Source organism: Xanthomonas sp. NCPPB 901, from assembly GCF_056725085.1.
Genome location: NZ_CM161511.1, coordinates 3,563,483 through 3,590,100 on the forward strand (window position 1 = coordinate 3,563,483; position 26,618 = coordinate 3,590,100).

Annotated in this window: 23 protein-coding genes; 4 read left to right on the forward strand and 19 right to left on the reverse strand. The window is 70.9% G+C overall.

Annotated elements, in window-relative coordinates:
• Positions 1-30: 30 nt before the first annotated feature.
• Positions 31-438, reverse strand: a complete 408-nt coding sequence (locus AC1PME_RS14910; RefSeq protein WP_481096293.1) for an RNA-binding S4 domain-containing protein — start codon at positions 436-438, stop codon at positions 31-33.
• A 385-nt stretch (positions 439-823) separates the two neighbouring features.
• Here AC1PME_RS14910 and AC1PME_RS14915 point away from each other — a divergent pair, with 385 nt between their 5' ends.
• Positions 824-2,284: an MATE family efflux transporter gene (locus tag AC1PME_RS14915; RefSeq protein ID WP_307551650.1), complete on the forward strand. Its 1,461-nt coding sequence runs from the start codon at positions 824-826 to the stop codon at positions 2,282-2,284.
• 252 nt (positions 2,285-2,536) lie between these two features.
• On the opposite strand, the gene rplS is transcribed toward AC1PME_RS14915, so the two are convergent.
• The 8 genes from rplS to ffh form a co-directional block, all read right to left on the reverse strand.
• On the reverse strand, positions 2,537-2,953 hold the full coding sequence (rplS, locus tag AC1PME_RS14920; RefSeq protein WP_010342237.1) for a 50S ribosomal protein L19: 417 nt from the start codon (positions 2,951-2,953) through the stop codon (positions 2,537-2,539).
• 131 nt (positions 2,954-3,084) lie between these two features.
• Entirely contained in the window at positions 3,085-3,867 is a 783-nt protein-coding gene (trmD, locus tag AC1PME_RS14925; protein WP_481096294.1) for a tRNA (guanosine(37)-N1)-methyltransferase TrmD, read from the reverse strand.
• 79 nt (positions 3,868-3,946) lie between these two features.
• Positions 3,947-4,459, reverse strand: coding sequence for a ribosome maturation factor RimM (rimM, locus tag AC1PME_RS14930; protein WP_481096295.1), 513 nt, complete (start codon positions 4,457-4,459; stop codon positions 3,947-3,949).
• A gap of 44 nt (positions 4,460-4,503) precedes the next feature.
• Positions 4,504-4,764, reverse strand: coding sequence for a 30S ribosomal protein S16 (gene rpsP / locus AC1PME_RS14935; protein WP_254458718.1), 261 nt, complete (start codon positions 4,762-4,764; stop codon positions 4,504-4,506).
• 183 nt (positions 4,765-4,947) lie between these two features.
• Positions 4,948-5,748 (reverse strand): aminotransferase class IV, encoded by an 801-nt coding sequence (locus tag AC1PME_RS14940; RefSeq protein WP_481096296.1) that lies wholly within the window; start codon positions 5,746-5,748, stop codon positions 4,948-4,950.
• Positions 5,745-6,815 carry an NAD(P)H-dependent flavin oxidoreductase gene (locus tag AC1PME_RS14945; protein ID WP_481096297.1) on the reverse strand — a complete coding sequence of 357 codons (1,071 nt, stop codon included), beginning with the start codon at positions 6,813-6,815 and terminating at the stop codon, positions 5,745-5,747. Before AC1PME_RS14945 ends, AC1PME_RS14940 begins: the two co-directional genes overlap by 4 nt.
• A 245-nt stretch (positions 6,816-7,060) precedes the next feature.
• On the reverse strand, positions 7,061-7,963 hold the full coding sequence (locus AC1PME_RS14950) for a hypothetical protein (RefSeq protein ID WP_481096298.1): 903 nt from the start codon (positions 7,961-7,963) through the stop codon (positions 7,061-7,063).
• 114 nt (positions 7,964-8,077) lie between these two features.
• Complete coding sequence (ffh, locus tag AC1PME_RS14955) at positions 8,078-9,457, reverse strand: signal recognition particle protein (protein WP_307551662.1); 1,380 nt, start codon at positions 9,455-9,457, stop codon at positions 8,078-8,080.
• A gap of 105 nt (positions 9,458-9,562) precedes the next feature.
• On the opposite strand from ffh, the gene AC1PME_RS14960 reads away from it, so the two are divergent.
• Positions 9,563-10,357: a cytochrome C assembly family protein gene (locus AC1PME_RS14960; RefSeq protein WP_307551664.1), complete on the forward strand. Its 795-nt coding sequence runs from the start codon at positions 9,563-9,565 to the stop codon at positions 10,355-10,357.
• Positions 10,358-10,467: 110 nt separating this feature from the next.
• Here the strand turns inward: AC1PME_RS14960 and AC1PME_RS14965 are convergent, their stop codons facing one another.
• Positions 10,468-11,532, reverse strand: coding sequence for an aldose epimerase family protein (locus AC1PME_RS14965; protein WP_481096299.1), 1,065 nt, complete (start codon positions 11,530-11,532; stop codon positions 10,468-10,470).
• A 396-nt stretch (positions 11,533-11,928) separates the two neighbouring features.
• Between AC1PME_RS14965 and AC1PME_RS14970 the strand changes: the two genes are divergently transcribed.
• A complete protein-coding gene (locus tag AC1PME_RS14970; RefSeq protein WP_481096300.1) occupies positions 11,929-13,518 on the forward strand; it encodes an alpha-N-arabinofuranosidase in 1,590 nt (529 codons plus the stop codon).
• A 326-nt stretch (positions 13,519-13,844) separates the two neighbouring features.
• Here AC1PME_RS14970 and AC1PME_RS14975 read toward each other — a convergent pair whose 3' ends face one another.
• The 3 genes from AC1PME_RS14975 to AC1PME_RS14985 all read right to left on the reverse strand — a co-directional run bounded on the left by AC1PME_RS14975 (position 13,845) and on the right by AC1PME_RS14985 (position 18,234).
• Positions 13,845-14,327 (reverse strand): hypothetical protein, encoded by a 483-nt coding sequence (locus tag AC1PME_RS14975; RefSeq protein ID WP_481096301.1) that lies wholly within the window; start codon positions 14,325-14,327, stop codon positions 13,845-13,847.
• A 255-nt stretch (positions 14,328-14,582) separates the two neighbouring features.
• Complete coding sequence (gene fusA, locus AC1PME_RS14980; protein ID WP_481096302.1) at positions 14,583-16,646, reverse strand: elongation factor G; 2,064 nt, start codon at positions 16,644-16,646, stop codon at positions 14,583-14,585.
• A gap of 457 nt (positions 16,647-17,103) precedes the next feature.
• Positions 17,104-18,234 carry a dipeptidase gene (locus tag AC1PME_RS14985; RefSeq protein WP_481096303.1) on the reverse strand — a complete coding sequence of 377 codons (1,131 nt, stop codon included), beginning with the start codon at positions 18,232-18,234 and terminating at the stop codon, positions 17,104-17,106.
• A gap of 176 nt (positions 18,235-18,410) precedes the next feature.
• Between AC1PME_RS14985 and AC1PME_RS14990 the strand changes: the two genes are divergently transcribed.
• Entirely contained in the window at positions 18,411-19,679 is a 1,269-nt protein-coding gene (locus tag AC1PME_RS14990; RefSeq protein ID WP_481096304.1) for a cation:proton antiporter, read from the forward strand.
• Positions 19,680-19,822: 143 nt separating this feature from the next.
• On the opposite strand, the gene AC1PME_RS14995 is transcribed toward AC1PME_RS14990, so the two are convergent.
• From AC1PME_RS14995 to AC1PME_RS15020, 6 genes are all read right to left on the reverse strand, one after another.
• A complete protein-coding gene (locus AC1PME_RS14995) occupies positions 19,823-20,443 on the reverse strand; it encodes a glutathione S-transferase family protein (protein WP_481096305.1) in 621 nt (206 codons plus the stop codon).
• 45 nt (positions 20,444-20,488) lie between these two features.
• On the reverse strand, positions 20,489-21,514 hold the full coding sequence (yjfF, locus tag AC1PME_RS15000; protein WP_307551680.1) for a galactofuranose ABC transporter, permease protein YjfF: 1,026 nt from the start codon (positions 21,512-21,514) through the stop codon (positions 20,489-20,491).
• Positions 21,511-22,566: an ABC transporter permease gene (locus AC1PME_RS15005; protein WP_481096306.1), complete on the reverse strand. Its 1,056-nt coding sequence runs from the start codon at positions 22,564-22,566 to the stop codon at positions 21,511-21,513. Before AC1PME_RS15005 ends, yjfF begins: the two co-directional genes overlap by 4 nt.
• Positions 22,563-24,074: a sugar ABC transporter ATP-binding protein gene (locus AC1PME_RS15010; RefSeq protein WP_481096307.1), complete on the reverse strand. Its 1,512-nt coding sequence runs from the start codon at positions 24,072-24,074 to the stop codon at positions 22,563-22,565. The genes AC1PME_RS15005 and AC1PME_RS15010 overlap by 4 nt, the downstream gene beginning before the upstream one ends.
• Before the next feature lie 10 nt (positions 24,075-24,084).
• Entirely contained in the window at positions 24,085-25,056 is a 972-nt protein-coding gene (locus tag AC1PME_RS15015) for an ABC transporter substrate-binding protein (protein WP_481096308.1), read from the reverse strand.
• A gap of 118 nt (positions 25,057-25,174) precedes the next feature.
• Entirely contained in the window at positions 25,175-26,614 is a 1,440-nt protein-coding gene (locus tag AC1PME_RS15020) for an aldehyde dehydrogenase family protein (RefSeq protein ID WP_481096309.1), read from the reverse strand.
• Positions 26,615-26,618: the final 4 nt, after the last annotated feature.

Below are 26,618 nucleotides of genomic sequence, written 5' to 3' on the forward strand. Positions count from 1 at the left end.
CAGAAGGCGGGACCACGCCGATGCCGTCGGCTACAGCGCGTCGAGGTCGCCCAGGGCGCGAATCAGGCGGCGCGCGCGCTTGTCCGGCTTGGTGTCGGGAGCCTGGTAACCGTTGCGCTCGGCGCTGCGCTGCGCGCGCAGTTGCGCGCGGCGTTCGCGCGAGGCCTCGCTCTCCTGGTACAGCGTCTGCGCCACGCTGGCCGGGCCACGGCTGTCGCTGAGGCCCAGCACCTGGATCTCGAACACCTCCTCGCCGCGCTGCACGCGCAACTGCTCGCCCACGCGCACCGCGCGCGAGGACTTGGGCCGCTGCCCGGCCACGTCCACCTTGCCGGTTTCCACCGCCTGCTTGGACAGGCTGCGGGTCTTGAAGAAGCGCGCGGCCCACAGCCACACGTCCAGTCGCACCGCCACCGCTTGTTCAACGGGTTCGTTCATCGCGTTCAGGCCATCCACCTGCATGTTTGTTCGCCCGGTCGCGGCGCATCGCCTGCGCGGGTGCCGCGCTTGGCGCCGGGTACCGCGGCCTGCGGCACTGTACGCCCCTGCCGGCCCCGGACCGTATCACCCGGCGCACGACCGCGGCACCGCGCCGCGCCCGTTCCAGTGCAGGTGGCGGCACGGTCGCCGCATTGCAAGTCTTCACCATTGGCCGCACCACCCGCCGCGTACGCGGCGGCCCGGTGGCGCGAGGCGCCCGGTTCGCATCGACGCCTCCATTCCAGGGCGTGGGCGATCGCGCCACATCCGCCGTCCGTTGTCTCCCGGCGGCCGGGCGCCGGTGCTAGTGTGCACGCCTTCCCCGCCCCTCCACAGGCAACCGATGCAAAAGCCCGCCACGCTGACCGAAGGTCCGATCGGCCGCCAGTTGCTGCTGTTCTCGCTGCCGATCCTGGCCGGCAACATCGCGCAGTCGCTCAACGGCTCGGTCAATGCGGTATGGATCGGCCGCTATCTGGGCGAAGCGGCGCTCACCGCCGCGGCCAACGCCAACAGCATCATGTTCTTCCTGATCGGCTCGGTGTTCGGCATCGGCATGGCCGCCACCATCCTGATCGGCCAGGCGATGGGCCGCGGCGACGTGGCCCAGGCGCGGCGGGTGATGGGCACCAGCGCCACCTTCTTCATCGGCATCTCGGTGCTGATCGCCGCCAGCGGCTGGTGGCTGGCGCGGCACCTGCTGGCGGCGATGGGCACGCCGGCGGCCTCGCTGCCGCTGGCCGAGGCCTACCTGCGGGTGATCTTCCTGGCGATGCCGCTGCTGTACACCTTCGCGTTCCTGTCGGCGGCGCTGCGCGGTACCGGCGATTCGCGCACGCCGTTCCGCTTCCTGCTGCTGTCGGTGGCGCTGGACATCGGCTTCAACCCGCTGCTGCTGTTCGGGCTGGGCCCGTTCCCCAAGCTGGGCATCGCAGGTGCGGCCTGGGCCACCTTGATCGCGCAGGCGGTGTCGCTGGCCGGGTTGCTGCTGTACCTGCGGCACAAGCGCCATGTGCTGTGGCTGGGCCGCGGCGACGCGCGGCTGTTCCGGCTCGACCTGCCGATCCTGCGCGCGCTGATCGTCAAGGGCGTGCCGATGGGCCTGCAGATGGTGCTGATCTCGCTGGCGATGATCGTGATGATCGCGCTGGTCAACGGCTACGGCACCGCCACCTCCGCGGCCTACGGCGCGGCGCTGCAGTTGTGGGCCTACCTGCAGATGCCGGCGATGGCGATCGGCGCGGCCTGTTCGTCGATGGCCGCGCAGAACGTCGGCGCGCAGCGCTGGGACCGGGTCGCGGCGACCGCGCGCAAGGGCGTGCTGTTCAACTTCCTGCTGACCGGCGCGCTGATCGCGCCGCTGATCCTGTTCGACCGCTGGACCCTGGCGCTGTTCCTGCCGCCGCACAGTGCGGCGCTGGAGATCGCGCGCCACCTCAACCACATCGCGGTGTGGTCGTTCCTGTTCTTCGGCGTCACCTTCGTGATCTCCGGCGTGGTCCGCGCCACCGGCGCGGTGATCCCGCCGCTGCTGATCCTGGCGCTGTCGCTGTGGGGCGTGCGCGTGCCGTTCGCGCAATTGCTGCAACCGCAACTGGGCGCCGACGCGGTGTGGTGGAGCTTCCCGACCAGCGCCACCTGCGCGATGCTGCTGTCGCTGGCGTACTACCGCTGGGGCAACTGGCGCAAGGCGCGGATGCTGGCGCCGTCGCGTCCGGACGCGCTGGCGCATCCGGCCGAAGTGCCGGCGCAGCCGCCGGCGCCGGTCGCCGACGTGGCGGTGGCGCCGGATCCGGCGCGCTGAGCGCCCGGGGCAACGATGCCTTGCCGCTGAATCCCGCTCGCGCAGGAGCGGCTTCGGCCGCGACCAGCCCGCCGGCAGAGCGCGAGATACAGGGCGCGTTCGGTCGTGCGGCAGGATCCGGTCGCGGCTGAAGCCGCTCCTGCGGGCGTGCCGTGCGCGGCCATGGGCTGAAGCATGGCACTGACGCATTCCCCAAACGCAAACGGCCGCCCGAAGGCGGCCGTTGCGGCAGCGACCGAGGGTCGCTGGGAATTACTCGGCCTTGGCGGCGGCGGCAGCGGCCTGGCGCGCGACCTTGGCCTGCGCAGCGGCGGCCAGGTCTTCCTTGATGCGGGCAGCCTTGCCTTCCAGGCCACGCAGGTAGTACAGCTTGCCGGCGCGGACCTTGCCGCGGCGCTTCACTTCGACCGAGTCGATGGTGGCGCTGTGGGTCTGGAATACGCGCTCGACGCCGTAGCCGTGCGAGATCTTGCGCACGGTGAACGAGGAGTTCAGGCCGGCGTTCTTGGTGCCGATCACCACGCCTTCGTAGGCCTGCACGCGCTCGCGGTTGCCTTCCTTCACCTTGACGTTGACGACAACGGTGTCGCCCTGGTTGAACTCCGGCAGCTTGCGCTGGATCTGGGCGGCTTCGAAGTCGGCCAGGATGGTCTTGTTGAGCTTGCTCATGGTGGGCACCGCTTGTGTCTGGTGAGGTGGTCCGGCAGTCGCCGCACGGCGATTGCGCGATATCGGATGGGCCAAGCACGGAACGCACTGGCCGGAAAGCCGGGCATTTTAACCCAGCTCGGCGGCCATGGCTAGGGCTTGGATGGATTTTCCTGTTCGGCGGCCGGCGCCGCCTCCCGCTCCTGGCGGAATTCCTGCAGCAGGCGCCGGTCGGCCGCGCTCAGCGCCGCCTCGTCCAGCAGCTCCGGGCGCCGCAGCCAGGTCCGCCCCAGCGCCTGCATGCGCCGCCAGCGGGCGATCGCGGCGTGGTTGCCGGACCGCAGCACCGCCGGCACCTCGCCCAGCGCGTGCTCACGCGGGTGGGTGTAGTGCGGGCAGTCGAGCAGGCCGTCCGGCCCCTCGAAACTGTCCTGGGCGGCGGATTCGGCATCGTTCAGCGCCCCCTCCTGCAGCCGGGTCACCGCGTCAACCAGCACCGCCGCGGCCAGTTCGCCGCCGGACAGCACGTAGTCGCCGATCGAGATCTCCTCGTCCACGGCCGCGGCAACGAAGCGCTCGTCCACGCCCTCGTAGCGCCCGCACAGCAGCAGCAGCCGCGGCAGCGCAGCCAGTTCGCGGGCCTTGGCCTGGGTCAGCGGCCGCCCCTGCGGGCTCAGATAGATCAACGGCGCCGGCTGCGGATCGGCCGCGCGCACCGCCTGCAGGCAGGCCTGCAGCGGCTCGATCATCATCACCATGCCCGGGCCGCCGCCGAACGGGCGGTCGTCGACCTTGCGGTAGCCGCCAGTGGCGTAGTCGCGCGGGTTCCAGCCGTGCAGGTCCAGCAGCGCGCGCTCCTGCGCACGCCCGACCACGCCGAATGCGGCGCACTGGGCGACGAAGTCAGGGAACAGGCTGATGACGTCGATGCGCATGAGGCGGGGAATGGGGAGTCGGGAATGGGGAATGGGGAATGGGAAAGGCAAAAGCAAAGCGGCAGCATGGCCGCTTTGCTCAGAACTCGGGGTCCCAGTCGACCACGACCAGGTTGGCCTCGAAATCCACCGACTTGATGTAGTCCGGCTGCACGAACGGCACCAGCCGCTCGCGGTCGCCACGCACCACCAGCACGTCGTTGGCGCCGGTGGAGAACAGGTGCGAGACCTGCCCCAGCGCCACGCCGTCGACGGTGCGCACGTCCAGGCCTTCCAGATCCACCCAGTAATATTCGTCCGGCCGCGGCGGCGGCAGGCTGCTGCGCGCCACGTAGATCTCGGTGCCGCGCAGGGCCTCGACCGCGTCGCGGTCGGCGATCTCGGGCAGCGTGGCGATCAGGTACTTGCCGGATTCGCGGCCGCGCACGCCACCCAGGCTGCTCTCGCTGCCGTCGGGCTTGCGCACGATCCAGGGCTGATAACGGAAAATGGCGAGGCGCGGCTCGGTCCAGGACTCGAGTTTGGCCTCGCCACGGATGCCGAACGCGCCGAGGACCCGACCGAGCAGGATGCGGCGCTGGCTGTCTTTCATCGAGGCAAACGCAAGGGCCGCGCGCCAGGCGCGGCCCGCAAGGATCAGGCCGCGGCGGCCTGGGCCTTGGTGGCTTCCTTGTACAGGTTGCGCACCTTGTCGGTCAGCTGCGCGCCATTGGACAGCCAATGGTCGACGCGGGCCAGATCCAGCACCACGCGCGGCTCGGCGCCCTGGGCGACCGGGTTGTAGTAACCGACGCGTTCGATGTTGCGGCCGTCGCGCGCGCTGCGCACGTCGGTGACGATGATGTGGTAGAAGGGGCGCTTCTTGGCGCCGCCACGGGTAAGGCGGATCTTGACCATGGTGAGTTTCCGGTGTTGCCCAGTCGCCAGGATGGCGCGGTGAACCGACGATTATAGCTACCGTTCCCGCTGCTGCCAAGTCGTTGCCGCTACCGCGGCAAGGGGATTGGGGATTGGGGATTGGGGATTGGGGATTGGGGATTGGGGGATTCGCGAGAAGCGGCAGCACTGTCCTCGGGGCGCTCAGATCGCCTGCCAGGGCTGGGTGCGCAGCGCGTGCTCCAGCAACTCCAGCAGTTCCCCGGCCGGGCGCAGCGCGCGCGCGTCCACCGCCGCCACCGCCTGCTGCCCGCGGGCGTTGCAGGTGAAGGCGGCCACGCCCGCCCCCAACTCCTCGACCGACAGCGGCCGTACCTGCTGCGCCACGCCCAGCGCGGCCAGCCCGGCCTGCAACAGCCGCTGCTGGGTGCCACGCAGCGCCGGCGCCTGCGGCCAGTGCAGGCAGGCCCCGTCCCACACGCCCAGGTTCCAGGTCGGCCCCTCGGCCACCTGCCCCTGGGCGTCGACGAACAGCGCGTCGTCGCTGCCGGCCTGCAGCGCCAGGCGGCGCTGCTGGAACGCGCCGAAGGTGCCGACATGCTTGAGCTGCGGCGCTTCGCGCGCGAACACGCTGCTGCGCAGGCGCAGCGGCGCGGGGTCGGTCTGCGCCGGGTCGGCCAGCGACACCAGCAGCTCCACCGCGCAGTCGTCGGCGGCCCGGCGCAGGGTGAAGGCAGGCGAGAACACGGTGACGCGCAGCGACGCATCGGCACGCCCGGATGCGGCCAACGCCGCACGCAGTTCGCCGCGCAGGCGCGCCTCCGCCAAGGCACTGCCGAACAGGGCCGCGGTGGCCTGCTGCAGCCGCTGCAGGTGCAGGTCGAAACCGCGCACGGCGCCGTCGCGCACCTGCATGGTGCTGAAGTGGCCGTAGTTGACCAGCGCCGCCGCGGCCAGCACGTCGGCCGTGGCCGGCTGGCCGCCATGGAAGACCTGCGCGCTCACAGCAGGGCCTGCGCCTGCGCCCACCAGCGCGCCAGCAGTTCCGCCGCCGGCTGCGCCGGTGCCAGCCATGCCGACTGCCCCGCCCAGGCCTGCATCGCCGCCAAGCGGTCCTCGCGCTGCGCGGCCTGGCGCATCGGCGCGGTCAGCCCGCGCTGCACCGGGTACGGCCGCGGCGGCGGCGCCTCCGGCGCGGCGGCGGCGCGCACGTAGTCGGTGGCCAGCGCCCGGCCCAAGCGGCCGGAGAAGGCACGGGTCAACGTGGTCTGCTCGGGTTCGGCCTGAGCCAGCCCGTCCGCCCAGGCCGGCGCCAGCGCCGCCTCGGGGGTGCGCAGCAAGGCGGTGCCGATCTGCACCGCGCTCGCGCCCAGGGTCAGCGCGGCGGCGATGCCGCGTCCGTCGCCGATGCCGCCGGCGGCGATCACCGGCACCTGCAGGTGGTCGGCCAGCCGCGGCAGCAAGGCGAACAGGCCGCTCAGTTGCCGCTCGGCGCTGCCGGCCTCGAAGGCACCGCGGTGGCCGCCGGCCTCGGCGCCCTGGGCGACCACCGCATCGGCACCGGCAGCCTGCGCAGCCAGCGCCTCCTCCAGGGTCGTGGCGCAGGCGAACCAGGCGATCCCGGCCTGTTGCAGGCGCTGCACCTGGTCCGGCCGGAACAGGCCCATGATCGACGAGGCCACCGTCGGACGCGCCGCAAGCAGGGCCTCGAACTGGGCGTCGAAATCGGCCGGCGCCGCATCGCCGGCGGCGGCGTCGACCGGCGGCCCCCAGCCGCCGAGGAAGCTGCGCACCTCGGCTTCGGCCGTGGCATCGCGCGCGGGCAGCGGGTCCGGCACCCACAGGTTGACCTGCGCCGGGCCGCCACCGGCGGCGCGGAACGCATCCATCCACGCCACGATGTCCTGCGGCGCGGACAACACCGCCCCCATCGCGCCCATGCCGCCGGCAGCGGCGACCGCGGCCGACAGCGGCACCGGGCAGGCGCCGGCCATCGGGCTGAGCAGGATCGGCAGGCGCAGGCCGAAGCGAGCGCAAAATGGGGTGGCGCGAGCCTGAAGCGAAGGATGCATTGCCCTCTCACCGTGCACAGAAGGCATCAGTATGCGCGACACGCCCAGCCATCTGCCGGCAGCTGAGCATGAATGGAAAGGCGCGCCGCCTATCGTCGTGGCGGCGCGTCCAACGCCAATGCCGTGGACTGTTGCGCTCGCCATGGCACGCATTGACGGGACTTCCGGCACCCTTCCCACAAATCCGCGGAGGTCACCAGCGCAACCCCAGAAGCGGGTCCGTGCATCCGGACCCGCCAGCGCCATCAGGCGCCGAAGTGGATGCTGCCACGCAAAGGCGTGGCATTCGCGTCGCAGTACTGCTCGAAGTCCGCATAGAGCCGAACGACATTTCCCTGAGCATCCTGCTCGATCTTGCGCACATTCAAGGTGCCGCGGGTCGCGTTGCACCCGCGCCCGTTGCCATCGAAATCGAAACCGGCGTTGACGCTATCGGCGAACCGACTGAAGGTGTACCGCCCAGGCACCAAGGTCTTGCCAGCGGGCGCGGCGATGGTCGCAGTCCAATCGTCGCGCAGGCCAGAGGCGGCATACTGAAGCCGTGAGGGCGTCCCGCTCAGCGCAAACACGCTCGTATCGTTGTAATAGGTCTTGTCCACGCCACCCGCGACATAATCGTCGTCGCCGCTGTTCAACTTCAGGAACAGCGGCGCGGCGTTGTAGCTGACCACGCCCGCAAGCGCCGGCGCCTTGTTGGTCTCGCATTGCTGAACGAACGACGCCTCCAGCTGATCCACGTTCCCGGCGGCATCGAACGAGACCTGCCTGATCGACACCTTTCCCCAGATGTCGTTGCAGCCTCGTCCGGTGCTGGAGACGTCGAGCCCGGGCGAGCGGCCGGTCCTGAACGACGAACGCTCTGCATTGGCGTAGACGCCGGGAGCGAGCCCGGTCCCGACCGGGGGAGTGATCGTGATCGACCAGTACTCGCCGGTCGTACTGGTGATGGATAACGAGACCCGATCCTTGTTGCCGCGCACACCGAATGTCGCGTTCGCGTCGGTCAGGACGGCCTTCTTGCCCTGGCCGATGTAGTCGCCTGCGTTGCTGGAATACGAAAAGATCGAGGCGGCGTCACACGCGAACGCCAATCCGGCACCCGCCACCACCGCCGCGAACCTGCACACGTGTCCATTGAGTCCTTGCATACATCCTCCGATGATTAGGTTTGCCCGGTCCGGAGCAAGCCGCGTCCGTCCACGGACGCGTCATCCTAAGCATCGGCAGTGTCATGCGCTGCGACAGGCACCGCCACCGCGGGTTCAGCGGAACGGCAGGCCGCCGCGCCCCCCCATGCCGCCCATCATGCCCTTCATGCCGCGCATCAGGCCCTTCATGCCGCCGCCGGCCATCTTGCTCATCATCTTTTCCATCTGCTGATACTGCTTCATCAGCTTGTTGACGTCGGCCGGCTGGGTGCCGGAGCCGCGGGCGATGCGCGCGCGGCGCGAGCCGTTGAGCAGGCCCGGGTTGCGCCGCTCCTTCTTGGTCATCGAGCCGATGATGGCGATCATCCGCGGCACGTCCTTGTTGCCGGCGACCTGCTGCTTGAGGTGCTCGGGGATCTGGCCCATGCCCGGCAGCTTGTCCATCAGCCCGGACAGGCCGCCCATGTTCTGCATCTGCTCGAGCTGATCGCGCATGTCGTTGAGGTCGAACTTCTTGCCCTTGGCGACCTTCTCGGCGAGCTTCTGCGCCTTGTCCTTGTCGACCTGGTGCTCGACCTGCTCGACCAGCGACAGCACGTCGCCCATGTCCAGGATGCGGCTGGCCAGGCGGTCGGGGTGGAACACGTCCAGGCCGTCGGGCTTCTCGCCGATGCCGATGAACTTGATCGGCTTGCCGGTGATGTAGCGCACGCTCAGCGCCGCGCCGCCGCGGGCGTCGCCGTCGGTCTTGGTCAGCACCACGCCGGTCAGCGGCAAGGCCTCGCTGAACGCCTTGGCGGTGTTGGCCGCGTCCTGGCCGGTCATCGCGTCGACCACGAACAGGGTTTCGGCCGGGGTGATCGCCGCGTGCAGCGCCTTGATCTCCTCCATCATCGCCGCGTCGATGGCCAGGCGGCCGGCGGTATCGACCAGCAGCACGTCGACGAAGGACTTGCGCGCATCGGCGATGGCGGCGCGGACGATGTCCACCGGCTTCTGCGAGGCCTCGGACGGGAAGAACAGCACCCCGACCTGCTCGGCCAGGGTCTTGAGCTGCTCGATCGCGGCCGGGCGGTACACGTCGGCCGACACCACCATCACCTTCTTCTTGCGCTTTTCCTTCAGGTGCTTGGCCAGCTTGCCGACCGTGGTGGTCTTGCCCGCGCCCTGCAGGCCGGCCATCAGCACGATCGCCGGTGCCGGCACGTTGAGGTTGAGGTCGCTGGCGGCCGAGCCCATCACCGTGGTCAGCTCGTCGCGCACGACCTTGATCAGCGCCTGGCCCGGGGTCAGGCTCTTGAGCACCTCCTGGCCGACCGCGCGCACCTTGATGCGCTCGATCAGCGCCTGCACCACCGGCAGGGCGACGTCGGCCTCGAGCAGCGCGATGCGCACTTCGCGGGTGGCTTCGCGGATGTTCTCCTCGGTCAGGCGACCGCGGCCGCGCAGGCGCTGCATGGTGCCGGAGAGGCGTTGGGTGAGGGATTCGAACATGCGGGCGGGTCGCGGACGGGAAACGGCCGTCGATTATAGCCGGGCGCGCCGGCGATCCCGGCCGCCGCCGTCACAGGCGCCGGCGCGATATGCGAAACTGACCCGATGCTCATCACCGTCCTCGCCACCGTGCTGTACCTGGCCGCAACCGGCCTGCTGATCGCCGCGGTGGTGCGCGACCGGGTGGATCGCAGCCGCGCCTGGCTGTGGCCGGCGCTGCCGGCGGTGGCCCTGCATGCGGGCTATCACGTGCAGGTCGCCCTGCACACCGCCGGCGGCCCGGACATGCACTTCTTCGCCGCGCTGTCGCTGGTCAGCTTGGGCATGGCGCTGATGACCACGCTGGTCGGCGCCAGCGGGCGTATGGCCGCGCTGGGCGTGGTGGTGTTCCCGCTGTCGGCGGCGCTGCTGCTGGCCTACCACGGCTACGGCCACGCGCCGGCGCCGGTGCTGGACTGGCGACTGCAGTTGCACGCCTGGCTGGCGCTGCTGGCCTACGCCACGCTGGGCATCGCCGCCCTGCTGGCAGTGATGCTGTGGCTGCAGGAACGCGCGCTGCGACGTCGCGACTTCCATCCCTGGCTGCGCGCGCTGCCGCCGCTGACCGCGCTGGAGACGCTGCTGTTCCGCACCATCGTGGTCGGCTTCATCCTGCTGACCCTGACCCTGCTGACCGGGGTGCTGTTCGTGCAGGATTTCCTGGCGCAGCGGCTGGTGCAGAAGACCGTGCTCAGCGTGCTGTCGTGGATCGTGTTCGGCGCGCTGCTGTTCGGCCGCTGGCGCTACGGCTGGCGCGGGGTCAAGGCGGTGCACTGGACCCTGGCGGCGATGCTGTTGCTGCTGCTGTCGTTCTTCGGCAGCAAGTTCGTGATCGAACTGGTGTTGGGGCACGCGCAGTAGCCTGCGCAGCCGGTCGCAGCACATCGGTTCGCAGGAGCGGCTTCAGCCGCGACCGGGCGTTCCCGGGAATGCCCGGTCGCGGCTGAAGCCGCTCCTGCGACGCCCCTCCATCAGCCGCCGCCCGGCTCCGCCAGCGCCGCCTCCACCGCGGCCCAGTCGGCGCCGCGACCGACTTCGGCGAAGCGGTAGGCGATGCGGTGCCGGTAGACCTGGCCCGGACGCAGGATGCTGTCGGGGAAATCCGGCTGGTTCGGTGCATCCGGGTAGCCCTGCGGCTCCAGGCAGATGCCGCGGCCCAGCGTCGGATGCTGCCGGTCCAGGCCCTGGCCCTCGTACAGCTGCACGGCCGGCATCGGGCTGGCGACGCGCATGGCCACGCCGCTGTGCGGCGAATACAGCAGCGCGGTGTAGTCGTGGCCGGCGGCCAGCACCAGGCAGTGGTCGTAGCCGGCGCTGAGCGACAGTTGCGGATCGGCGGCGATGTCCTTGTCGGCGATCGCGCGCGCCTGGCGGAAATCGAACGGCGTGCCGGCGACGGCGGCGACCTCGCCGCGCGGCAGCAGCGCCGCGTCGCGCACCGGCAGGTAGCGGTCGGCCGGCACCCGCAGCCACTGCGCCGCGGCGGGCACCGCGGCATCGCCGGCCAGGTTGAAATAGGGGTGATGGGTGAGATTGAGCGGGGTCGGCGCATCGGTCCGCGCGACGAACTCGACGCTCAGGCAGCGGCCTTCGACACGGTAGGTCGCCTCCACCGACAGGTTGCCCGGGTAGCCCTCCTCTCCGGCCGGCGAGTCGTAGCGCAACTGCAGCGTGCGCTCGGTCTGCGCCAGCAGCGTCCACACCCGGCGGCCGAAGCCCAGCGCCCCGCCGTGCAGGTGGTTGGCGCCCTCGTTGGCGGTGACCGCGTAGGGCCGGCCATCGACGGTGAAGGCCGACCCGGCGATGCGGTTGCCGAAGCGCCCGACCAGCACGCCCAGGTAGGCCGGGTCCTGCAGGTAGTCCTGCAGCGTCGGCAGCCCCAGCACCAGTTCGGTCGCGCCGTGCGTGCCCTGCAGGCGCAGGCTGCGCAACAGGCCGCCATAGGTCAGCAGTTCGGCGCGCAGGCCGTCGCCGCTGTCCAGGACCACGCGCTGGATGGCGGTACCGTCGGGAAGATGACCGAAGAGCGAGGACATGCAGGAGCCTGGGGCGGTGACGCGCATGCGCGGGCCCCGCAGCATAACCAGCGCTGGCGCGACACGGCCATCGCCGCGCGGGCATCGGCGCTGCGCTGTGCGATGGCGCGCACACTCGAGCAACGCACCGCCTGCGGTGCCACGCCGCGCATTCCAATTCCGATATAGCGGCAACGCATTTGGGCATTGGTCCGCCCTTCGCGTGTCTTTTATGCTCGGGTTGGGGAATGGACAGGGGCGACCGGGGACAGCGCACCACGGCGGCGCGGACGCGATCGCACCTGGGCTGCGTTCCCCGATGCGGCACCGGCCCGGCGCCACGCCAAGGCCGCGTGCCGGCTGCCATTTCCAAGCGGCGCTGGCGACGGCGCCGCCCTACCCGACAAGGAGCTCCCGATGCGTTCGCCCCGTTTCCTGAAGCAGCGCGCGGTGCGTTGGCGGCGGCTGCCGCTGATCGCCGCGACGCTCGGCCTGGCACTGGCCGCCCCGCTGGCGCAGGCCGCCGACGTCGAGGTCCGCGGCAGCCTGCATGCCGACCGCCCTGGCGCCGCGGTGTCGCGCCACCTGTTCGGGCAGTTCGCCGAGCACCTGGGCACCGGCATCTACGGCGGCGTCTGGGTCGGCCCGGACTCGAAGATCCCCAACACCCGCGGCTACCGCAACGACGTGGTCGCGGCGCTGAAGGCGCTGGACGTGCCGGACATCCGCTGGCCCGGCGGCTGCTTCGCCGACGAGTACCACTGGCGCGACGGCATCGGCCCGCGCAACCAGCGCCCGACCAGCGTCAACACCCACTGGGGCGGCGTGGAGGAACCCAACAGCTTCGGCACCCACGAGTTCATGGACTTCACCGAACTGCTCGGCACGCAGGCCTACGTGGCCGGCAACGTCGGCGACGCGGCGCCGGACGAGATGGCGCAGTGGGTGGAGTACATGACCGCGCCCACGCGCTCGACCCTCGCCGAACAGCGCCGCCGCAACGGCCGCCAGGCGCCGTGGAAGGTGCCGTTCTTCGGCGTCGGCAACGAGCTGTGGGGCTGCGGCGGCAACATGCGCGCCGAGTACGCCGCCGACGTGTTCCGCCGCTACCAGACCTTCGTCAAGGCGCCGGCCGACCAGAAGATCCTCAAGATCGCGCCCGGCCCGAACGAAGACGACTACCACTGGACCGAGGTGATGATGCGCGAGGCCGGCAAATTCATGGACGGCCTGAGCCTGCACTACTACACCGTTCCCGGCGGCTGGCCGCCGCGCGCCTCCTCCACCACCTTCGACGAGGCGGCCTGGATCGAAACGCTGTCGCGCACGCTGCGGATGGACGAGCTGATCAGCAAGCACAGCGCGATCATGGACAAGTACGACCCGGACAAGAAGGTCGCGCTGGTGGTCGACGAATGGGGCACCTGGTACAAGGGCCTGCCCGACGCGAATCCGGGCTTCCTGCACCAGCAGAACACCTTGCGCGATGCGCTGGTGGCCTCGCTCAACCTGGACATCTTCGTCCAGCATGCCGACCGCGTGCGCATGGCCAACATCGCGCAGATGGTCAACGTGCTGCAGGCGATGATCCTCACCGACGGCGACAGGATGCTGCTCACGCCGACCTACCACGTCTTCATGCTGTACAAGCCATACCAGGACGCCACCGCGCTGCCGCTGCAGATCGACACGCCGGACTACCGGCATGCCGGCTACACGGTACCGGCGGTGCACGGCTCGGCGGTCCGGGCCAAGGACGGACACGTGTACGTGGCGCTGACCAACCTGGACCCCAACCGCGGCGCGGACGTCGCGGTCCGCGTCGACGGCGTGCAGGCGCGCGGCGGCGTCGGCCAGATCCTGACCGCGCCGACCATCGACGCGCTCAACACCTTCGCGCAGCCGCAGGCGGTGCGCCCGGCCGCGTTCGCGGGCGCGCGCCTGCAGGGCGACACGCTGCAGGTGGCGCTGCCGGCCAAGGCGATCGTGATGCTGAAGCTGCAGTAGCCACAGGCCACTGCCGCGCCCTCCCCTGCTGCGGCGCGCAGCAGACTCTGGATACCTGCCAGGCCGCACACGCGGTGCCGCGCGCCTAGCCCCTCTCCTGCCGGGAGAGGGGTTGGGGTGAGGGTCGATCCGCGCCGCACATCCACCTATCCCCAATCCCCAAGCCGCCGCTAGACAGAGAGTGCACGTGCGCGAAGGAGACCTTGCCTGCCCGCGCATCCCTCACATCCCGCCCAGTGAGGGCGGATGCGGCCATGCGCACGGCGCCCTCGTCCCCCTCTTCCGTACAGGGGTTTGGATTGCTGGGCAGCGCGATCTTCTGCGCGCTACTCCTCCGGATCGGTCAGCAGCGCGAACAGCGATTGCCCATCCGGCGCGATCAGGTCGCTGACCGCCCAGCAGCCGTTGCCGCGGCGCTGCAGTTCGATCTTGACCGAACGCGCCCGCGCGGCGCGGCCGCCGAGCGCGAGCCGGTAGTCCATCCGCACCTCCACCACCGTGGCCTGCGAGCCGCCCGAAACCAGGGTGAAGCTCGGCGCGCCCTGGATCTCGCCATCCTGCGCGCTGGTCCACGGATCGAAGTCCAGGCGGCACGCGCCCTCACGCGCGGCGCAGCGCTGGTCGGTCTGCAGCGCATGCGCGAAGGCCGGCGTCAGCAAGCCGTCCAGGTCCTGCGGCTTCCAGTAGAAATCGCGCGCCTTGTACAGGCGCTCGGCCATCTGCAGCGGCGTCGCGCAGGCCGGCGGCTGCGCCGCGGCGAGCGCAGGCGCCAGGGCAAGCAGAGTCAGGACGGCAAGACGGCGATGCATGGGCGGCTCCGGCGATCGAGGCCGGCTATGAAGCCCGGATCGCGACGCCAACGCAAGCGCGAGGGGCGTGGCGAACGCAACGGTGGGCGCCGTCGCCACGCAGGTGCGACCGCGCACAGGCTGCGCGGTGGACAGCGGAAGCCGAGCAACCGACCTGACGGCCGCGCCGCAATCGCACTGGCCGCTCCAAAAAAAAAGAGGAGCCGGCGAACCGGCTCCTCGTTCTCCTAGTGCATTACCGGACGGCGATCCGGCTCACGCGGCCTTGACCGGCGCATAGCCGTCGAAGGTCATGCTCGCCGATGCCCGTCCCTGGGTCAGCGACCGCAACGCGGTGGCATAGGCCTGCAGCTGCGCCAACGGCGCCTGCGCGATGACCTCGGCACGGGATCCGCGCTCTTCGATCGCCAGGACGCGTCCTTCGCGCCGCTGCAGATCGCCGAGCACGTCGCCGACGCTGCTCGCCGGCGCCTCGATCGCCACCGCCATCACCGGCTCCAGCAGCAGCGTGCCGGCCTGCGCCAGCGCCGCCTTCACCGCCTCGGAGGCCGCGCGCTGGAACGCCAGGTCCGACGAATCCACCGCATGCGCCTGGCCATCGACCAGCACCACCTCCACGCCGACCACCGGATGGCCGAGCGGGCCTTGCGCCAGCGCCGCCCGCACGCCCTTCTCGGTGGCGGCGACGAAGGCCTTCGGCACCACCCCGCCGCGGCTGCGGTCGGCGAAGGTCACCGCGCCGTCCGCGCGCGGCAGCACATCCAGCACCACCTGCGCGAACTGGCCCTGGCCGCCGTTCTGCTTGGACAGCCGAACGGCCACGCCCAGCGCAGCCGCACGCGGCGTTTCCTGGTAGGCCACGCGCGGCGCACCGGTGCGCACGTCCACCTGCCACTCGCTGCGCAACCGCTCCACCATCACCTCCAGGTGCAGCTCGCCCATGCCCCAGATCACCGCTTCGCCGGTCTCCGGATCGCTGTCGACGCGGAAGGACGGATCCTCCTGCGCCAGCCGCGCCAGGCCCTGGCCCAGCCGCACCAGCTCGGCCGCATTGGCCGCGCCAAGCCGCCATGCCAACACCGGCGGCTGCGTGCGGATGCGTTCCAGCACCCACCGCGCCTGCACGCCGCTGAGCGTCTCGCCGCTGACCGCGTCCTTCCAGCCGAGCACGGCGACGATCTCGCCGGCCTCGGCCTGCGCCACGTCGTGGGTGCGCTGCGCCTGCACCACCGCCAGCCGGCCAACCCGGCGCGGACGCCGCGCGTGCGACGTCCACACCGTGTCGCCGACGCGCAAGGTGCCCGAATACACGCGCACGAACGCCAGCGGCCCCTGCGCGGTATGCGCGAACTTGAACACCAGCGCCGCCAACGGACCGGATGGATCCGGCGCCAGCAACGTCGTGTGTCCGTCCTCGGCATCGGCGTCGGTGTCCGCATCGGCGCGGGCGGCGACCGGCGGGCGGTCCAGCGGCGACGGCAGCCAGTCGACGATCGCGTCCAGCAACGGCTCGATGCCCTTGCGCTTGAACGCCGAGCCGGCCAGCACCGGCACGCCGGCGCCGGCCAGGGTGGCCCGGCGCAAGGCGGCGCGCAGCAGCTCGGCGTCGATCGCACGCTCCTCGAGATAGGCCTGCGCCAGCGCGTCGTCGTGGTCGGCCACCGCAGCGATCAACTGCTCGCGCGCGTCCGCGAACGCGGCCGCTTCGTCGGCCTGCCAGGCGCGCGTGTGCAGTTGCCCGTCGGCGTCCCAGGTCAACACGCGGCCGCCGACCAGGTCGCTCCAGCCGTCGAAGCCGGAGTCGCCGGGCAGCGGCACGCCGACCGCCCAGACCGTCGCGTCGAGCTTGCTGCGCAACTGCGCCAGCACGCCGTCGAACGACGCGCCGGCACGGTCCATCTTGTTGACGAACGCGAGCATCGGCACGCCGTGGCGGCGTGCTTGCCGCCACACGGTTTCCGACTGCGGCTGCACGCCGTCGACCGCGGAGAACACCGCGACGGCGCCATCGAGCACGCGCAGCGAGCGCTCCACCTCGATCGCGAAATCGATGTGTCCGGGCGTGTCGATCAGGGTCAGGCGATGCGCCGGCTGCCCGGCCGGCGCCCACTGCACCTGCACCGCGGCCGCGCCGATGCTGATGCCGCGCGCGCGTTCGATGTCCGAGAAGTCGGTGGTGGCGGCGCCGTCGTGGACTTCGCCGAGACGATGGATCGCGCCGGCAGCCCACAACAGGCGTTCGGTGAGGGTGGTCTTGCCGGCGTCGATGTGGGCGATGATGCCGAGATTGCGCCAGCGGGAAAGGGTGTGCGTGTTCATGAGATGGGTTCCGCAATTGCCAACACGGGGGAAGCCGCATGCCCCGGTTGGCGAGGCGGGCATGCGGCTAGGTTTCGGGTTCGGCGGCGTAGTGCATGGCACGTTCTCCTTGGCGTGTCGGAACGGTGGAACAGCGAAAAACAGGCAATAAAAAAGCACCCATCGGGTGCTTGTCTGCGGCGGATCGGCGATGGCCGGCGTTAGCGCACGGCGTCGACCACTCCTTCAGGCAGGCGCACCCGGCCTGCGCTGACGCGCAGGGCGTTGGGCAATATCAGCAGCGGTGCATACGGCATGGCGGCGTGACGATGGGTGCGAATGAGGGCGGGAAGTCTGCGCCCGTGTCAGGTCGAGGTCAATGGATGTGCCGCAACGCCGCTGGAACGGTCGGAGGCGTTGCGTGGAACGACAGCGTGCCGGCACCCGACACGGCCGTCAGCCGCGCCATCGGGCAGCCTCAGTCGGCCCAGATCTGCGCGAACACCCGCTCGAAATTCGCCCCCAGCACCTTCTCGGCCACCCGTGCGCTGTAGCCCTGGCGCAGCAGCGCGTCGGCGACGCGTTCGAGCTTGCGCGGGGTGTTGGCGTCGGGCAGATAGGGCAGACGGTTCTCGCCCGGGGCACCGATGCCGTCGCGGCGGCGCTGCACCAGGTCGGCCTCGAACGCGCGCCGGTCCTGCTCGGTGATCGGGAAGAAAAACGAGTCGGTCCCGATGCCGACATGGTCCTCGCCGCAGACATCCAGCGCGTGCTGCACGTGATGCATGTAGTCGGCCAGCTGCGGCTGGCGGCTGTCCTCGGTCAGGAACGGCAGCATGTAGATGCCCACCACCCCGCCCTTGTCGGCCAGCGCGCGCAGCTCGGCGTCCTGCTTGTTGCGCGGATGCGCGAACACCGCCGCGCAGCCGGCATGGGTGATGACCGGCGGGCGCTGCGACAGGGCGATGCCGTCGCGGGTGGTCTGCTGGTTGCAGTGGCTCAGGTCCAGCGCCACCCCGAGCCGGTTCATGCGCGCGATCGCCTCGCGGCCGAGCGCGGTGACGCCGCCCGCGTCGCCATCCAGGCAGCCCACGCCGAACGGCGTGGTGCGGTTGTAGGTCAGTTGCATGACCCGCACCCCGAACTGGCGGAACAGGTCGATGCGCGCGGGCTTGTCCTCCAGCATCGCCGCCGACTCGAAGGAAAAGATCAAGGCGACGCGGCCGTCGCGCTTGGCGCGACGCAGGTCGGCCGCCTGCAGCACCTTGAGGAAGTGCTGCGGATAGCGCTCGACCAGCGCCTGCGCGGCGGCGATGTCCTGCACGGCGGTCTCGAAGTCGCCGGCCGCACCGCCCAACGTGGTCTTCAACGCCGATACGCCGGAATCGCGCAGTTGCTGCAGCAACTGCGGCACATCCGGGCCATCGACCATCTGCCCGATCGAGGCCAGGGTGTTGGCATCGAGGACCAGCGCGCGCCGGTACAGCGCATCGGCATCGCTCGCATCGGCAGCGGCGGCACCCGCGATGGCGGCCCCGGGCAGCAGGCCGCCCACTGCGCCCGCGGCAGCGGCGCCCAGGCATTGCCGCCGTGTCCATCCCTTGCTCATCGCGTCGCTCTCCTGGTGCGTCCTGCGGTGTCGGCCCGCACAGGTGCCGGGCATGCGCGATGCGCGCGAGGCACCATACCGCATACGCGCCCCACCTCACCACGTGGCACCGCGCCCGCATGGATTTCGCGGCGCCGGCCTCCTATCATCCGCCGACACTTCCAGGACGGCCGCCCATGACCACCCCGCAGATGTCGGTGTACTTCTTCCTGCAGGCGGCGGTGATCCTGTTGGCCTGCCGCCTGGTCGGCCTGCTGGCGAAACGCGTGGGCCAGCCGCAGGTGGTCGGGGAGATGATCGCCGGCGTCGCGCTGGGCCCGTCGCTGTTCGGCGCGCTGCTGCCGGACCTGCAGCAGGCGCTGTTTCCCAAGCCGACCCTGGACATGCTGTACGTGGCCGCGCAGTTCGGCGTGGGCCTGTACATGTTCCTGGTCGGCACCGATTTCCGCGGCGAGCATTTCCGCACGCGCTATCGCAGCGCGATGGGCGTGTCGCTGGCCGGCATCGCCGTGCCGTTCGTGCTGGCGTTGGTGCTGGCGCCGTGGCTGCTGCACGTACCGGGGCTGTTCTCGGCCAAGGCCAAGCTGCTGGAGGCCTCGCTGTTCCTGGGCGCGGCCATCGCCATCACCGCGTTCCCGATGCTGGCGCGGATCATCCACGAACGCGGCCTCACCGACAGCCCGTTGGGCACCCTGGCGCTGACCGCCGGCGCGGTCGACGACGCCGCGGCCTGGTGCATCCTCGCGGTGGTGCTGGCCAGCTTCGGCGGCAGCTGGGGCAGCGCCTATCTGGCGATCGGCGGCGGCGTGGGCTACGCGCTGTTCATGCTGCTGGTCGGCCGCCACTGGCTGCGCCGCCTGGCCGCCCACGTGCGCCCCGACCAGCCGCTGAGCGCCGGCGTGCTGGCGGTGGTGCTGATGCTGTTCTGCACCAGCGCCTGGGCGATGGACGCGATCGGCATCCACGCGGTGTTCGGCGGCTTCCTGCTCGGCGCCTGCCTGCCCAAGGGCGCGCTGACCGAAAAGTTGCGCGAGCAGTTGCAACCGTTCGTGGTGGTGTTCCTGCTGCCGATGTTCTTCACCTTCTCCGGGCTCAAGACCGAACTGAGCGTGCTGCTCGACCCGCAGATCCTGCTGGCCGCCGGCGCGGTCCTGCTGGCCTCGTTCCTGGGCAAGGGCATCGCCTGCTGGGCCGCGGCGCGGATCAGCGGCGAAAACAACCGCGATGCGATGGCGATCGGCGCGCTGATGAACGCGCGCGGCCTGATGGAGCTGATCATCATCAACATCGGCCTGCAGGCCGGGGTGATCGAACAGGGCCTGTTCTCGATCCTGGTGCTGATGGCGATCGTCTCCACGCTGATGGCCACGCCGCTGTTCAACTGGGTGATGCGTCGCGCGGCCGGCGACGAAAACGCCACGGCGGTGGCGGGCGGCCGGCTATAGCGATGGCGTCGAAGCATGCAGGAGCGGCTTCAGCCGCGACGGGGCCGGTCGGTGAAGCCTGTCGCGGCTGAAGCCGCTCCTACGGAAGCGAAGGGCACGTCGTCGCGGCGGTTCTGCCACGCGCAGGGCCAACGCCGGTCGCCTCAGGTCAGCGCGGTCATCACGCCCTTACGATACGCCGGGCGCTGCTGCAGGCGCTGGTACCAGGCCTGCAGGTGCGGCAGCGCCGGGCGTTCGATCGGCATCTCGAACCAGGCATAGGCGAAGCTGCCGAGCGGGATGTCGCCCATCGCGAAGTGCTCGCCCGACAGCCAGGGGTGCTGCGCCAGCGCGGCGTCGGCGGTGCGCAGCAGCTTGGCCGATTGCTCCAGCGCGGCGGCGATCCTGGCGGCGTCGCGCTGCTCGGGCGCGGTGCGCAGCACGCCCCAGAACAGGTCGCGGAAGGCGCCGGCGAAGCACGAGGTGGTCCAGTCCATCCACTTGTCGCCGCGCGCGCGCAGCGCCGGGTCCTGCGGGTACAGCGTACCCGGGGCGTAGCGCGCGGCCAGGTAGCGGACGATGGCGTTGGATTCCCACAACGCCAGGCCATCGTCCTCGATCGCCGGCACCAGGCCGTTGGGATTGAGCGCGCGATAGGCCGGTGCATCGTTGCCGCCGAACGCGCCGCCGACCTCGATGGAGGTGTAGGCCAGGCCGATCTCCTCGGCGCACCACAGCACCTTGCGCACGTTGCTCGAATTGTGCCGGCCCCAGATCTTCACCATGTCGACGCTCCCGTTGCGTACCGGAATTCTACGCCGCCGCGCCGCTCAATCGCCCATCGCCGCCTCCGGCAGGCGCCGGGCCAGCAGCCGTTGCAGCAGGCAGAACAGCAGCAGCAGGCCACCGATCACGATGCGCGTCCACCACGAGCTGAGCGTGCCGTCGAACACGATCAGGGTCTGGATCGCGCCCAGGATCAGCACGCCGAACAGGGTGCCGATCACGTAGCCGCTGCCGCCGGCGAGCAGGGTGCCGCCGATCACCACCGCGGCGATGGCGTCCAGCTCCAGGCCCTGCGCGTGCAGGCTGTAGCCGGACAGCATGTAGAACGTGCACACCACCCCGGCCAGCGCCGAGCAGAAGCCGCTGAAGGCGTAGACGCGCACTTGGGTCGCCTCCACCGGCAGGCCCATCAGCCGCGCCGAGGCCTCGCTGCCGCCGAGCGCATACACGCAGCGGCCGAAGCGGGTGCACTGGGTCAGCCACATGCCCAGCGCCACCATCGCCAGCGCGATCAGCGCGCCGACCGACAGCGATGCGCCGCCACCCAGCGGCAGCCGCGCCTGCGCGATCGCGGTGTACAGCGGGTCGGTGATCGGGATCGAATCGACGCTGATCAAGTAGCTGGCGCCGCGCGCCAGGAACATGCCGGCCAGGGTCACCACGAACGGCTGCAGGCGGTAGCGCTGGATCAGCAGGCCCATGCCGGCGCCGAACACGCTGCCGAGCAGCAGCACCAGCGGGATCGCCGCCAGCGGCGACCAGCCGTGGCGCTCGACCAGCGAGGCGGACAGCACCGTGCTGAAGGCCAGTACCGCACCTACCGACAGGTCGATGCCGCCGCTGAGGATCACCAGGCTCATGCCGACCGCGGCGATGCACAGGAAGGCGTTGTCGATCAGCAGATTGGCCAGCACCTGCGGCGCCAGGAAACCGTCGTAGAGCACGCCGCCGGCCGCGAGCATGACCACGAACAGCGCCACGGTGATCGCCAGCGGCAGGCGGGCGCCCTGCAGCACGCCCGCGGCCTTGCGCAGGCCGGACGTGGCCAGACGCGGCGCGGTCGCGCTCATGGCCGCGCCTCCGGCGGCGGCCGCCGGATCCAGCCGCGCAGGTTGGCGCGGAAGGTCGGCGATTGCAGCAGCATCACAGCGAACACCAGCAGCGCCTTGATCAGCATGGTGACCTGCGCCGGCACGCCGAAGGCGTAGATGGTCGCGGTCAGGGTCTGGATGATCAACGCGCCGATCACGCTGCCGGCCAGGCTGAAGCGGCCGCCATCGAGCAGCGTGCCGCCGAGGGTGACCGCGAGGATCGCGTCCAGTTCCATCAGCTGCCCGGCGTTGTTGGCGTCGGCGCTCTTGACGTTGGAACTGATCAGCAACCCGGCCAGGCCGGCGCTGAACGCGCAGAACACGTACAGCAGCACCGCGATCAACCGCGCGCGCACGCCGGCGAGCCGCGCCGCACGCGGATTGTGGCCGATGGCGCGCACGAACAGGCCCAGTGCGGTGCGCCCCAGCAGCAGCTGCAATGCCACGAACACCGCGGCGACCACGAACAAGGCGAACGGCAGGCCGAGCAGGAAGCCGTTGCCGAGGTAGAAGTACGGCGGGTAGTAGATGGTCAGGATCTGCCCGTCGCCGATCAGCTGCGCGATGCCGCGCCCGGCCACCATCAGGATCAGCGTGGCGATGATCGGCTGCATGCCGACCTTGACCACCAGCAGCCCGTTCCACAGCCCGCACAGCGCCGCCACCAGCAGCGGCGCCAGCAGCACCGCCCACAGCGGGAAACGGCTGTGCTCGCCGCCGCCGATCATCCACGCCGCCACCGTGGCGGCGATCGCCACCACCGCGCCGACCGAGATGTCCAGGCCGCGCACCGCGATCACCAGGGTCATGCCCATCGCCACCAGCGCCAGCGGTGCGGCGCGGTTGCCGATGTCGACCAGGCTGCCGTACAGGTGGCCGTCGCGCCATTGCAGGCTCAGGAAGCCGGGATCGAACAGGCCGTTGCCGAGCAGCAACACGGCCAGCGTCGCCAGCGGCCAGAACAGCGGGTGCGCGCGCAGCCGCGCCGGCCAGCGCGGCACAGTCGTGTCGGGCGTGGCGGCGGCGCTCATGCTGCGCTCCCGGCGATCAGGTCGAAGATCGCGCGCTCGCCGCAGCCGCCGGGCAGCTCGCCGACCAGGCGGCGTTCGCGCAGCACCGCGATGCGGTCGGCGATGCGCGCGATCTCGGCGACCTCGGCAGAGATGAACAGCACCGCCATGCCCTCGCGGGCCAGGGCCAGGATCCGGGTCATGATCTCCTGCTTGGCGGCGATGTCGATGCCGCGGGTAGGTTCGTCGAGGATCAGCAGCCGCGGCCGCGTCGCCAGCCAGCGCGCCAGCACCACCTTCTGCTGGTTGCCGCCGGACAGCAGCCCCACCGGCGTCTCCACGCTGGCGGTCTTGATGCCCAGCGCGTCCACATAGCCCTGCGCGATGCGCACCTGCTCGGCCGGCGCCAGGAAACGGCGCAGGCCCATGCGCGCCTGCAGGGCCAGCACGATGTTCTCGCGCACCGACAGCGCGGCGACGATGCCCTCGGTCTTGCGCTCTTCCGGGCACAGCGCCAGGCCGTGGGCGATCGCATCGGGCGGACCGCGCAGCGCCACGTCGCGCCCATCGATCAAGACGCGACCGCGATCGGCACGGTCCAGCCCGAACAGCAGCCGCGCCAGTTCGGTGCGGCCGGCGCCGAGCAGGCCGGCCAGGCCCAGCACCTGGCCGCGGCACACGTGCAGGTCGGTCGGCTGCAACTGGCCGCGCCGGCCCAGGCCCTGCGCCTGCAACAGCGGCGCCGCGTCCCCTGGCGCGGCGGCGCGCACGGTGGCGGCCGCGGCGCTGGCCGGGTCGAGCGCGCGCCCGACCATCGCCGCGATCAGTTGCGGCGCGGGCAACGCGTCGGGCGTGTATTCGCCGACCAGGCGCCCGTTGCGCAATACGCTGATGCGGTCGGCCACCGCGTACACCTGGTCCAGGAAGTGGGTGACGAACAGGATCGCCATGCCGGCCTCGCGCAGCGCGCGCATCACCCGGAACAGCTCGGCCACCTCGCCCTCGTCGAGGCTGGAGGTGGGTTCGTCGAGGATCAGCACCCGCGCCGACACGCCGACCGCGCGCGCGATCGCCACCATCTGCTGCACCGCCACCGGATAGCTGCCCAGCGCGCGGCGCACGTCGATGGCGATGCCCAGGCGCTGCAGGCCGGCCTCGGCCTCGCGCTCGACCCGCCGCCAGTCGATGCGCCGCGGCCAGCCGCGCAGCGGATAGCGGCCGGCGAACAGGTTCTCGGCCACCGACAGGTTCGGGCACAGGTTCACTTCCTGGTACACGGTGCTGATGCCGAGCCGTTGCGCCTGCTGTGGCGACGCCGGCGCGACGACCGCACCGTCCAGCACGATGCGCCCGGCGTCGGCGGGCGTCACCCCGGTCAGCAGCTTGATCAGGGTCGACTTGCCGGCGCCGTTCTGGCCCATCAGCGCGTGGATCTCGCCGCCGCGCAGGCGCAGCGCCACGTCCTCCAGCGCGGCCACGCCGGCGTAGGCCTTGTGCAGCCCCTGTGCCTCCAGTACCGGCGGATGCATGCGCGCGCCCTCAGTACTTGCGCTTGGGCAACTCGGCCGCGGCCTGGTCCTGGGTGTACACCGATTCCTCCACCACGATGCGCTTGGGCAGCGGCTTGCCGGCCTTGAGGTCGCCGATGGCCTGCACCAGTTGCGGGCCGAGCAGCGGATTGCATTCGACGGTGACGTTGAGCTTGCCGGCCTGCATCGCCTCGAACGCGCCCTTCACCCCGTCCACCGAGATCACCAGGATGTCCTTGCCCGGCCGCAGCCCGGCTTCCTCGATCGCCTGGATCGCGCCGATCGCCATGTCGTCGTTGTGCGCGTAGAGCACGTCGATGTTGCGTCCCTCCGATTTCAGGAACGCTTCCATCACTTCCTTGCCCTTGGCGCGGGTGAAGTCGCCGCTCTGCGAGCGCACGATCTGGAAGCGCGGATGCGCCGCCAGGATCTCCTTGAAGCCGCGCATGCGGTCGAGCGCCGGCGCCGAGCCGACGGTGCCCTGCAGTTCGACGATGCGCACCGGTTTGTCGCCGTCCTTCAGCGGCGAGCGCTCGACCAGCCAGCGCGCCGCCTTGCGCCCTTCCTCGACGAAATCCGAACCGATCAGGGTGACGTACAGGCTGTCGTCGGACACCTTCACCGCGCGGTCGGTGAGCACCACCGGGATCTGCGCGGCCTTGGCCTCGCGCAGCACGGTCTCCCAGCCCGACTCCACCACCGGCGAAAACGCGATCACGTCCACGCGCTGGGCGATGAACGAGCGCAGCGCCTTGATCTGGTTCTCCTGTTTCTGCTGCGCATCGGAGAACTTCAGTTTCATGCCGGCATCGGCGACGGCCTGCTTGATCGAGGCGGTGTTGGCGGTGCGCCATTCGCTCTCGGCGCCGACCTGGCTGAAGCCGACGGTCAGTTGCCCGGGCGCCTTGCCCGCCTCCTTGCCGCCGCCGGAACAGGCGGCCAGCACCACACCCAGCACCGCCGCGATTCCCAGCGCACGCATTCCCGACTGCTGCTTCTGCATAGCCCCTCCTCGTTGATGGCACGCTGGCGGCGGACGGGCCCGGGGGCCACGACGCGCCGCCCACCCTCCCAGGCCGGCGTGCGCTGGTTCGATCAGTTCATGGCGCGGACGTATAGGCGGTCTTGACCGTGGTGTAGAACTCCACCGCATAGCGGCCCTGCTCGCGCGGGCCGTAGCTGGACGCCTTGCGCCCGCCGAACGGCACGTGCGGGTCGACGCCGGCGGTGGGCAGGTTGACCATCACCATCCCCGCCTGCGCATGCCGCTTGAAATGCGTGGCGTGTTTGAGCGAGCGCGTGGCGATGCCGGCGCACAGGCCGAATTCGGTGTCGTTGGCCAGGGCCAGCGCGTGTTCGTAGTCGTCGGCCACCAATACCGCGGCAACCGGGCCGAACACTTCCTCGCGGGCGATGCGGTGCTGCGGCTGCGCCGCGACCAGCGCCGGGCGCAGGTAGTAGCCGCGGTGCGGGCACTCCAGCGCCGAGCCGCCGTACAGCAGCTCGGCGCCTTCCTCGCGGGCGATGCGCAGGTAGTCGCGGTCCTGTTCGAACTGGCTGGCGCTGGCGACCGGGCCGATGTCCACGCCCGGCTCCAGCGCGTGGCCGATCTTCAGCGCGCTCAGGCGCGTGCGCAGGCGCGTGACAAAGTCGTCGTGCACCGCGCGCTCGACGATCAGCCGGCTCGACGCGGTGCAGCGCTGGCCGGTGGAGAAGTAGGCGCCGTTGACCGCGAGTTCCACCGCCAGGTCCAGGTCGGCATCGGCCAGCACCACCAGCGGGTTCTTGCCACCCATCTCCAGCTGGATCTTCAGCCCGCGCTCGGCGGCCTGGCGCAGCAAGCGCGTGCCGGTCGGCACCGAGCCGGTGAAGCTCAGCGCATCGATGCCGCGCTCGGCGACCAGCGCCTGGCCGACCGTGCCGCCGCTGCCGAGCACCAGGTTGAACGTGCCGTTGGGCAGGCCGGCGCGGCTGAGGATTTCGGCCAGCGCCCAGGCGCAGCCGGGCACGCTTTCCGCCGGCTTGAACACCACGGTGTTGCCATAGGCCAGCGCCGGCGCGATCTTCCACGCCGGGATCGCCAGCGGAAAATTCCACGGCGCGATGAGGCCGACCGTGCCCACCGGCTCGCGGGTGATCTCGACGTTGACCCCGGGCCGGGTGGAGGCCAGCGTCTCGCCGGGAATGCGCAGGGCCTCGCCGGCGAAGAACTTGAAGATCTGCCCGGCGCGTGCCGCCTCGGCGATGCTCTCGGGCAGGGTCTTGCCTTCTTCCGAAGCCAGCAGCGTGCCCAGTTCCTGCCTGCGCGCCAGGATCTCGCTGCCGACCGCATCCAGCGCGTCGGCGCGCTGCTGCGGGGTGCTCGCGGCCCACGCCGCCTGCGCCGCGTTGGCCGCGGCGATCGCCTCGCGCACCGTGGCCGCGTCGACACTGCCGGCTTCGCCGACCGGGGCCGACAGGTCGGACGGATTCTCGTCGGGGGCGAGGTCGTCGCCGGCCACCCAGCGGCCGTCGATGTAGCTCTGGAAACGTCGGGTCATGCCT